Origin of the sequence: Candidatus Borrarchaeum sp., assembly GCF_019058535.1 — an archaeon.
GTDB lineage: Archaea > Asgardarchaeota > Sifarchaeia > Borrarchaeales > Borrarchaeaceae > Borrarchaeum > Borrarchaeum weybense.
Genome location: NZ_JAHPYX010000230.1, coordinates 1 through 10,168, shown reverse-complemented (window position 1 = coordinate 10,168; position 10,168 = coordinate 1). Strand labels below are relative to the sequence as shown.

Below are 10,168 nucleotides of genomic sequence, written 5' to 3'. Positions count from 1 at the left end.
GTTTTTGGTCACTCCCTGGAGAAGTAAATGAGAAGATAGACATTATAGCACGGAATGCAGGCAGACTTGCTCTTCTTATCAATAATCTTCTTGATTTTACTCGCCTTGAAGCCGGCACGATAAGAATGAATATTGAATTAAGCTCACTTGAAAATTTGGCAATTGAAATTGTAAAAGAAGTCAATCCATTAGCTAAAAAGCATAAGCATGAGATTAAAATCATAACTCTAAAGTCATTGCCGTTGATTTATTTAGATAAAGACAAGATAAATGTGGTTTTTAATAACTTGCTTTCTAACGCGATCAAATATACGCCTAAAGGTGGTACAATTAACGTCTTGCTAACGGAACTAGATAACAATATCCATATCATGGTGAAAGATAACGGTATAGGTATCGCGGAAGAAGATCTTGAAAGTATCTTTCTACCTTTTCACGTAGCTGATGTGAATACTACTAACAGACTTCAAATACAACCTGAGTTCGAACGAACAGGATTAGGACTGGCTATAACGAAAGAATACGTTAAAATGCATGGCGGCTCAATATGGGTGGAAAGTCAAGTCGGAGAGGGAAGTACTTTCCATGTGATCCTTCCCAAGAGAAGATAGAATTAGGATGAAGTATTAAATTTATAATAAACATTGAATTGCGTGAAAGTGTCCTTTCATGCAATTATATCCACATTAGTTTTTTTAACTGTTCAAACATCACTAAAATAGCGAGTCGTATGAGGCTTCTGAAGTGAACACATTAGTCATAGCAACATGCGTTAAAGAGAAACGAAAGGGAAGTCATAAAGCTAAAGATCTCTATATTTCGGATCTATTCAAAAAGATGAGAAAATATGTTGAAACGTATAATTATGACTGGAGAATTATTTCTGCAAAACATGGATTGATTAATCCAGAAAAAGTGATTGATTCCTATGAGGATGAATCACTAGATCAATTTAAATTACTTCAAGGAAAACAAACTGAAAACTTAAGGGCAAAAAAAGAAACATTGAGAAATATAATTGACGAACAGTTGAGACCAGTTCTAACAAACTATGAGCGAATAATTTTAATGTGCGGAAAGCAGTACAGAGACGTTATATTACCATTACTTGAGGAAAAAGAGGTTATAAACTATTTTAAGGGAACAAAAGGAATAGGTGAAATTAAGCAAAAACTCAGTAGTGATATCGCCAAGAAAAAACAGCTCCCTCTCGATGAATATCTCACCGCCGCATAAGTTAAAAAGTTAAGAGGATAACAGTACACCATATTTTTCGTTTTTAAAAAATCTATGCGGAGTGGTGTTGTAAATGAAATTCTATTTACCATTCTGGTGGCCTGATGGGATCAATACGCATTTTGGCCCCTTCTTAGAAACCGTTCCGCATAAAGAAAAAGTTCGAATTTGGAATATCTATAATCCTCCACCCTTAGATGGTATCCTTGTTTCGAGAGTAAATGTAGAATCAAAACCTCCCGAAAATGATGACATTCATACAGCTTTAGACTTCAAAGGATCCATAATGGGCGATTGTGGGGCGTTTTCCTATATCGACGAAGCAGAACCGCCCTACGATCCTATAGACACTCTAGAATTTTATGAAAAATACGGATTTGATATTGGGGTGACCGTTGATCACCTCATTGTTCCTAAATACGATAATGAGAAAGAATATCGACAAGAACTGACCATCAAAAACGCAAAAAAGATGTTTGATGTGTGGAAAAACAAAGAAACTAAATTAAAACTACTTGGTGTTGTCCAGGGATGGAATGCTAACTCTTATGCAACTGCAGCTCTTGAACTCGCTGAATATGGTTTTGATTACATTGCACTAGGAGGTTTGGTACGCGAACCGACAGAAAACATAAAGAAAATCCTAGAGATGGTTCATGCCATACTTCAAACAAACTCTCAAGAAAAAGGCGTACAAACAAAAATTCATTTGTTTGGCATTGCACGAGAGTCACTTTTCGCTACGATGAAACATACAGGAATACACTCTTTCGATAGTGCAGGAAGTCTTCGAAATGCTTGGTTGAGCGCCAAAAAAAATTATTATTTGGATAATGTGCCCTATTGTGCCATTCGCATCCCCAGGCCAAAAGATCTACGAGGTAAAAAAAAGAAATTTGTAGAAGAGCACGAAATTTCGAAAGACCTTTTGGTTAAATTGGAAAAAAAAGCGTTGGCAAACATCCGAGCGTTTCAAAAGCAAGAAATTACTCTTGATGAAGTACTGACAGCATTAAAAGAATATACCTCTGTTTTCACCCCTCCTAAGCAAACAGATCAAATCATCAACGAGTATCAACGGACACTCAATGCTAGACCATGGGAGTTGTGTGACTGCTCACTTTGTAAAAAGATAGGGATTGACATAATTTTCTTCAGAATGCACGAAAGGAATATGCGACGCGGGTTTCATAATGTCTACGACTTTTATAATCACTTCAAAAAGTGGGAACAAAACTATTTACCATCTAAGAAAAACGAAAAGGAAAACCAACAATTGAAGTTAGTTTAGACTATTTGTAACAAGCACTAAATTCAATCATATCGCTAAAGAGTCACTCATTAAGTGCGGAATATTCCCACAGGGACATTGTTTTGTATCCTTTAGTTCTATCCACTTCTTTGTATCACTAGCGTAACGAGGTTTTAGTTTAAAAATCAATACTAATTCTTGCCCGGTTGATAAAAGTTGGTTTCCTTCTATCTTAACTACTACCTTGTTCTTTTTTACATCAACTGTCCATTCGAATGGCTCAGCAATCTCGCTATATGATTTGGTTAGATTAATCTCGCCTATTTTTCGCTTATGATCCATTAGAATTTCGCATGATACTGCGCCATTGAATTTGGAAAATTCATAACTAAGTTTAAGCGCGTCTAAACGCCTAAGTTTTAGCCAATAGTGAAAACATGCTGAAAACTTGTTTTTATTCAGTTTACAAACGTACATTCTCTTTTTATCTTGAATATTGATCGTATATGACTCACCTAGTCGTAAGTTGTTATAGTAACTCTTAATAATTTCCGGTGAGACGGTAGCATTTGCGATCGTTAAATCCTTCAATTTATGGGTGAAGACATTTGGCTCGTAGGGAAGAGACTCATCAAATTCATTTGTAATCTCAACTTCATAAGGGTCATTAGAAGAAAACAAAGTAACATAAGTGATGAAAGGAGCCCTATTTGATAATTTTAAATATTTTCTTCGCTCAAAATAGTCCATTAACCCATCACGTCGAATTTTCCATGTAATATCCTTTGTAAGTAGCCAATGTATTTGCGTATGATTTGTAAAGAATTCAAAGAGGTCGGAATAACGAGATATCTCATTTTCAGATGCTACTTTACTCTGAAAATCGACAGGAATATCCTTTGTAAAATATGAGGAGGGTAGGCTTCGTCCAAAGTACAAAATTCGTTTCTTTATCGTCCAAAAATCAGCAAGAGCCTTTTTTCTCTTCTTCTTTTCCTTATTGATAAGTTCTAATTGTTCCAGTGCATTTAATGCCCTTCTTACATTAGCTAATGGTTCTTGTAGCTGATCTGCCAAATCATGTGTAAAGAACCCTTTTTTGTTTTCGAGAAGTCGAGCATATGCTTTGAGGGCAGTATCATTTTTCCAGCCCATTACCTTTCCGAATGCTTCAATTTTATCTTTATTATTCATCATATCCTCTGAAAGGATAAATTCGCTTGCAGTAGATTTCGATTCTGAGTTTTTGAGTTTCTTTTTAGGCAATAGACTCACAGTTCAGTTTTTTTACAATTATCTCATTCGTCCTATAAAATTTTTTGTAACAGCTTTTTTATTTCATCAAAACTTCAAACCTTAATCAATACACACAAGAAATAAGCATCCAATATCAAAATAAAACACTTAAACAAGTTTTATCCTGGTTATTTTTGCTCCTCAGCGGATTTTTAGTCTTTATATCGATTTAACATTCAAGTACAACTGTGAACCTGTTACAATTTCTGTCATTGGAAATCCCTAAATTCGCTGATTGATAAAAAGAGTATAGAGCATTAAATTCCTGTTTTGAGTACATTTCCGACAAAAACTAGTATATTTGAAAATAAGAGGCATATCTAAGGAGGAATTCCATGGAAGAAATGGATGCAAAGCACATGAACGAACAAGATAGTAAGATGAAGATCTTCGCGGATAGTAAGGAAGCTGCGTTAACCGCGATAATGGCAGCGTTATATGCTGTTCTTACATGGGTTGTAGCCCCGATTGCTTATGGTCCAATACAATTTCGAGTGAGTGAAGGATTAAAGGGATCTGTAATTAAAAAGAAGGTTCTTATTATTAGCTTTATTATTGGGAATGCGTTATCCAATATATTTAGCCCCCAGGCAGGTATTTGGGAATTTCTCTGGATGCCCTTTTGGAACCTCATCGGTGGTGGATCATGTTATCTCATTGCCAATAAACTTACTTACAACTTTAATTACAAAAATGGAGAATACAACCTATTCTATTTTGTTGGTGCTTTCGTGTATGCGTTCTGCATAGCATTCGCTGTAGCATTCATGCTCGCAATTCTCTTTGCCCTTCCCTTTTGGATCCTACTTCCAGTACTTCTTCTACCAGAAGCCATACTGATCGTCGGTCTTACACCTGTAATGACTCGTATTATGAATGAAATAGAGTGGTAAGACCATAACCACTTTTTCCTTACTGTTTTTCTATACTTATGGGATTAGGTTTACTTGAAAAGCCAATCTTCTCTTTTCTTTTTCATATGAGTCTCCAAGACAGTCTTTGTATGAATGTCTCCTACTGTTTCAAAAACCATGTGTGACTGAAGGGGTTTTTTTCTAGCTGGTTCAAATCCCTGAACTGGGCACAGTTCTATTGGTGTTTTAGCTAGAACTTTATGTTCAAAACAATCGCCTTTGACTTCATCTACTGGTTTGTAGTATTTACAATCCCTACAAATGAACTCTTCACGCATTTCCCTTAGGGAAGCGCCTGCCCTTTAGGGTGGGGAAGAATTGAGGGTGTTTTTCACTTTTATTAGGGCCTCTCCACTTTTAAATACGTGTTCTGAGATAGAGGTACGTGGTCTAAAGGCACACCTCTCATAGAAGTGGAAATGGTTAATGACCTCAAGGATGAGGAGCAGTAAACTGGTATAGCCCGACTCTATATGAGGATTACTGGGCTGGGCTGCGGTAAACACGCCCATGTGTTAGCGTGCGATGAGGTTGAAACTCTTTTGCAAAGAAGAGGACTGAGACCAAGCACAGCTAAAAGCCTCACTGCTTTAGCGTGAGGTAGTTTACGCATTTCCCTTCCTCTCCTTTTATCAAATGAAATCGGAATCTTTCACAACATCATTATATCAATCTATTCTTGTAAGATTAGTTGTTATTGTATCACTATAATATATTTTCATGATATAAAATATTTTGTATGAGTTTTTTGACGAAAACTATTAATCCTTAAAACAATAAGATGATGTTCTAAAATGGTCTTAGGAGGTGAATCTATTAGTAGGATCTTACAGGCTGACTAAAGCAGTAAGGGTTCATGGTTGATCCTGTAAGTTGCCCCAAGCAGACCTAGAAAAGTTACTAGAGAGCATAGAAGTCTATCTACCCGAAGGTTCAGTTAAAGAGAAAATGTTAGCAGGAGCAGGAGATGACGCCGCAGTAATACAGATCAGAGATGATCTAGCACTTATTGAAACTGTAGATTTTTTCACACCAAATATTGACGAGCCAATGATTCAAGGAGAAATCTCTGCATGTAATACAACTAATGACATTTATGCGATGGGCGCTGTAGACATTCTTAGTGTACTAGTTGTTATGGGTGCACCAACAAATATGCCTTTTGAAATTTCTCGAGATCTTTTAAAGGGATTTAAAAATTTCTGTGAACGTCTAGGAACACACATTGTCGGCGGACATACTATAATAAATCCATGGCCTTTCATTGGTGGTTGCGTAGTAGGTTTGGCGCACCCAAATAGCATTGTCTATAATCGCGGTGCAAAAGTTGGAGATATTCTTTTCTTAACAAAACCTTTAGGAACGCAACCTGCGATGGCAGCATATCGTTTACTCAAAGAAGAACAACAATTAATTGATTTATCTGAATATTTACCCACTAAAGTGATTGATCGCGCAATACAAAAAGCAATAGAGATAATGACAACAACAAACAGGCCAATAGCAGAGATTATGCAGGAAATCAAGGTTAATGCCGCAACGGATGTAACCGGCTTTGGATTGACTGGGCATGCACGTGAAGTAGCAACACAAAGCAAGGTAAATATTGTGATTGATACTATGCCGATCATAAAAGGAACTAATATCCTTTCTGATCAACTAGGCTATTCATTAATGGAGGGTACATCTGCAGAGACTGCTGGAGGAATGTTACTCTCGTTATCACGTGATAATGTTGATCTATTCAAAGAAAAACTAATAGAAAGAGGAATAAAATCCTTTGAAATAGGGCATGTTAAGGAGGGCAGCGGACAGGTGAATATTGTGCCTGATATAAGAATTATTGAAGTTTAGACGGCGCGTAATGAAAAAGACAGAAACCGCAAGGAGGGTCTTTAGAACTTTCCACCAATGCAGGTGGCACCGTCAAAATTCTCGAATTTCTAAATCATATCATATCTTCGCAAGAAGACCCCTCAACTTGTTGGGTGGTAGTTCACTTCTCTCCGTAGTCAACATTGCCAAATGCTTTGTTGTATTCATTGCTGAGTAACTCGTCGACCACATGCGTATACTTCTGCGTCGTAGATAGATTTGAATGCCCCAGCTGTTGTTGAATAACCCTTACATCCATACCTCTGGATAAAGCAGTCGTAGCAAAGAAATGTCGTAGTTTATGACAACTGATAGCGGGATTTATACCTGCCAGATCTCGATATTTTGCAACTATATGTTGAATGGTACGAATGGCAATTCTTTTCCCATTCCTACTTATAAATAATGCATCTTTTTCTTCGATCTTAGGTCGGATTTTTAAGTAATCGTTGATTAGATCAAGCGCTGTAGTGCTAATTTTAACGTATCTGTGTTTTCCTCCCTTTGAAACAAGCCTTAGCGTTTCCTTTTCAAAATTGATATCTTTTAAACTTAAGTTATGGATACCTTTTACACGTGCTCCAGTATAGATAAAAACAGCTAAAATCGCTAAATCACGAGTCTTATAATTTGAATTTCCTTCTTTGACAGTTTCAATAAGTTTATGTATTTCTTTTTCCGTGGGAAAAATTGGCAATGTATGATCTAGTTTTGGTGTTTTGATTTCACCCATTGGACTTGTCTTAAGGTATTTCTCTCTTAACAAAATGTCATAGAATGTTCTGAGAGTCGAAACCTTTCGAGCTAAAGTGGTTTTTTTGTATCCTTTATCGCGTTTTAAATGAACTAAAAAGGCTCTAATATCTCTTGTTGTGACATTTATAAGGGGTTTTTTAGTGAACTTGGAGAACAACGTCAGATCGTGAAGATACTGATTAAGGGAGGAACTTGCAAGCCCTTCTTCAACTTCTTTGATCACACGGAATTGATCGATTAATTCTTCATCAGATACTAATTCTGTTTCCGACATATTTGACCCTTCTAAAGGAAACGTAAGATTTATTCTTTTAATTCTAATTCATAGATTTAAAGCTTTATATTTTTAATATTTCTGGAAATTCTATTCGCTTTTCGGCTACAAATACTTACGTCGGGATTATAATAATAAGTTTATGTAAAAGGTTTAGTAACATCTCGATAAGATCATTTCAGAATTCTTTTCCATTTTTTTAAGTCTCTTTGTCTGTATTTTTCAATTACTTTTATTAAGACCGCTTCGAGATCAATATTTCTCTTATTTGCCAAAGATATCAGTACAAATAGTAGATCACCAATTTCTAATTCTAATTCCGCTTCAAAATTGATGTGTGAATCTTCTTTTGCTATAGGACGAAATCCTTTTAGGCGCTGCAAAACGTGTGCAATTTCACCTAATTCTTCTATCATTCGAGCTAAGATAATGGGATCTTCCCAGTATCCTCCTATTTCATTGATAAATTCATCAACGATTTTTTGAAGTTCTCGTAATTCCAATGGTCTTCCCTCATCAGTGATATATTGAAAAAATGTAATTTTTTAATCTTATTTTGTAAGAATTTATCTAGTAACAAAACTCCTTTTCTGAGTTCCTCTATCAGATCTCAAGGGATGGATATGGACGTGATCAGATCTCTTACTGAAGTAATTCTCACAAAATATAAAAATAATGATTGTGGTGCTTTTACTAAGTAACGAAGCGAAGTGATATCCATGAGGATTGAGTTACCGGGTAAAAACTGCGAAAACTGCGGTAAATGCGTTATTCTATGCCCAGATAATCTTTATGTCGTTGACCTGACCACAGAAAAAGCGATAATAGCTGACGATACCGTTTTCAATGAATTAGAAGATCGTATAAGTGGCGCCTTGCTTAGCTTAATTAAAGAGCAAATACATAGTGACGGAAAAATTACCGAAGATGAAAAAGCGCTTCTAGGTGTTATCACACGTAGTTTCTCAACGTTTCGTAATATGCGAAAAGTCGCAGAGCCAATTCTATTCTCAGCAAAAAAATATCTTTTCAAAAAGATCTGGGAAGAAGCAATAAAGGACGATGTCATTAGCGAAGATGAGCAAGCAATACTTGACATCATGGTTGATAAATTAAAAATCGCCCCAAATGAAAAAGAACAATTCATTTCGGAAGTTGAAGCCGAAGCGGCAGCTATTAAGAAGTTAAAGCAAAAATTGGCAAAGTAGGTTTTCACCATAATTATTTATAACAAGCCTTCCTTTTTGATTTTAAAACTTACCTTTTTACTGAGATTACTGTTCTAGTGGATTTTTTTAGTTTTTACGCGTCTTTTAATTTTATAGGGGTCATGTTTGTTCACTTTCTTCACAGATCTAAAAATCAGTTAGGTATAAATTGTAGAAAGACCTCACATAAATAGTGGTGAAAAATATGCCTTTACAACCATTTACAAGAAATTTTAAAGATGAAAGTACACATACAGGATTTCAGTTCACCTTTTATTGCGACAATTGTGGCGACGGCTACAAAACAAAATTCATAGAGTCAAAATCCTACAAGAAGAAAGGCCTTCTAAGAAAACTTTCAAAGGCAGCTTCAACTGTGGGCCGTTTTACTGGAACTGGGTCATTTAGTCTTGGAACTGGGTACGAAAGTTATCCGCCTGCATGGCATAAAGAGCACGAAAAAGCTTTTGAAAAAGGCTGGAACGAAGCCATAGAACATTTCCATAAATGTCCGAACTGTGGTAAACATGTCGATGACAACTGCTGGAACGATCAGACGGATCTGTGTACGAAGTGTAGTCCCAGAGAGGCAATAGAGGTCGCTGTGGCAAGATCAGATAAAATGAGGACAGATATAAGAGCAAAGGCTGCTCAGACTGAAGTATTTACTGGAGAAGTCGATAAAAGAACGACATTATGTCCAGAGTGCGGTAAACCTGCTGGCGAAGGCAAATTCTGTAGCGAATGTGGTGCCCCTCTTGCACAAATCCAATGTCCCAAATGTGGAGCACAACTTAAACCTGGCACAAAGTTCTGCAACGAATGTGGACATAAACTCTGAAACATAACATACCGTAGCATCTCTTAAACATTATATTATTAATGCTGCGGTAATCATTCAATTTTTTCCTTTAATCGTTTTTGCTTTAAGCGTTATAACAATAATTGAATAAATGTATTTTTTCAGTAAATCGCATTTGTGACAAATTTTCTGTCGGCTAAAATGAGAACTGGAATTGACATTAAAAACTTCTATATAGAAACTATGTGTAGCCGGTATAGATATAACTCTCAAAAATAACTGAGAGATAGGTCTTCAATCGAAAAATTTCTTTAGATTATTAAAAATAACCAACTTTGTAATCAACTAATTCAGAGATACCCTAACAATCTTCTTAATCGTTTCCCTTTTCGATCTCATAAAATAAGGGGAGCAAAAGATGGAATGGATCGAAAATAAACAAGAAATGAAAAACCGAGGGTATATTTCAGTTTTAGAACGAGAAGACAGTCTATACAAGATAACTGTTGATAAACCTTCTGTATATTGGGCGGAGGCGTGTAGTGGTTACTATAT

General features: G+C 36.1%; 11 protein-coding genes. 7 read left to right on the top strand and 4 right to left on the bottom strand.

The features are described 5' to 3' along the window. The 3 genes from QVB70_RS14125 to dpdA all read left to right on the top strand — a co-directional run. The coding region (locus QVB70_RS14125) for a HAMP domain-containing sensor histidine kinase (RefSeq protein ID WP_287587497.1) at positions 1-611 on the top strand (611 nt) is incomplete at its 5' end. A 133-nt stretch (positions 612-744) separates the two neighbouring features. Next, positions 745-1,236: a DUF6884 domain-containing protein gene (locus tag QVB70_RS14120; protein ID WP_287587494.1), complete on the top strand. Its 492-nt coding sequence runs from the start codon at positions 745-747 to the stop codon at positions 1,234-1,236. Positions 1,237-1,309: 73 nt separating this feature from the next. Next, positions 1,310-2,527 carry a tRNA-guanine transglycosylase DpdA gene (gene dpdA, locus QVB70_RS14115; RefSeq protein ID WP_287587492.1) on the top strand — a complete coding sequence of 406 codons (1,218 nt, stop codon included), beginning with the start codon at positions 1,310-1,312 and terminating at the stop codon, positions 2,525-2,527. A 27-nt stretch (positions 2,528-2,554) separates the two neighbouring features. Here dpdA and QVB70_RS14110 read toward each other — a convergent pair whose 3' ends face one another. After that, the gene (locus tag QVB70_RS14110; protein WP_287587490.1) at positions 2,555-3,754 is read right to left on the bottom strand and encodes a hypothetical protein; all 1,200 of its coding nucleotides are present in this window, start codon (positions 3,752-3,754) and stop codon (positions 2,555-2,557) included. Between the two features lie 365 nt (positions 3,755-4,119). On the opposite strand from QVB70_RS14110, the gene QVB70_RS14105 reads away from it, so the two are divergent. After that, positions 4,120-4,677 carry a QueT transporter family protein gene (locus QVB70_RS14105; protein WP_287587488.1) on the top strand — a complete coding sequence of 186 codons (558 nt, stop codon included), beginning with the start codon at positions 4,120-4,122 and terminating at the stop codon, positions 4,675-4,677. Positions 4,678-4,727: 50 nt separating this feature from the next. Here the strand turns inward: QVB70_RS14105 and QVB70_RS14100 are convergent, their stop codons facing one another. Further along, positions 4,728-4,976: a hypothetical protein gene (locus QVB70_RS14100; protein WP_287587485.1), complete on the bottom strand. Its 249-nt coding sequence runs from the start codon at positions 4,974-4,976 to the stop codon at positions 4,728-4,730. A gap of 595 nt (positions 4,977-5,571) precedes the next feature. On the opposite strand from QVB70_RS14100, the gene selD reads away from it, so the two are divergent. Continuing rightward, entirely contained in the window at positions 5,572-6,552 is a 981-nt protein-coding gene (gene selD / locus QVB70_RS14095) for a selenide, water dikinase SelD (RefSeq protein ID WP_287587482.1), read from the top strand. 142 nt (positions 6,553-6,694) lie between these two features. Here selD and xerA read toward each other — a convergent pair whose 3' ends face one another. Both xerA and QVB70_RS14085 read right to left on the bottom strand, forming a co-directional pair. After that, positions 6,695-7,603: a site-specific tyrosine recombinase/integron integrase gene (gene xerA / locus QVB70_RS14090; protein ID WP_287587479.1), complete on the bottom strand. Its 909-nt coding sequence runs from the start codon at positions 7,601-7,603 to the stop codon at positions 6,695-6,697. 173 nt (positions 7,604-7,776) lie between these two features. Continuing rightward, the gene (locus QVB70_RS14085) at positions 7,777-8,106 is read right to left on the bottom strand and encodes a MazG nucleotide pyrophosphohydrolase domain-containing protein (RefSeq protein WP_287587478.1); all 330 of its coding nucleotides are present in this window, start codon (positions 8,104-8,106) and stop codon (positions 7,777-7,779) included. Between the two features lie 216 nt (positions 8,107-8,322). On the opposite strand from QVB70_RS14085, the gene QVB70_RS14080 reads away from it, so the two are divergent. Both QVB70_RS14080 and QVB70_RS14075 read left to right on the top strand, forming a co-directional pair. Further along, positions 8,323-8,811, top strand: a complete 489-nt coding sequence (locus tag QVB70_RS14080; protein ID WP_287587476.1) for a hypothetical protein — start codon at positions 8,323-8,325, stop codon at positions 8,809-8,811. A 205-nt stretch (positions 8,812-9,016) separates the two neighbouring features. Continuing rightward, positions 9,017-9,652, top strand: coding sequence for a zinc ribbon domain-containing protein (locus QVB70_RS14075; RefSeq protein WP_287587473.1), 636 nt, complete (start codon positions 9,017-9,019; stop codon positions 9,650-9,652). The last annotated feature ends 516 nt before the right edge of the window (positions 9,653-10,168 follow it).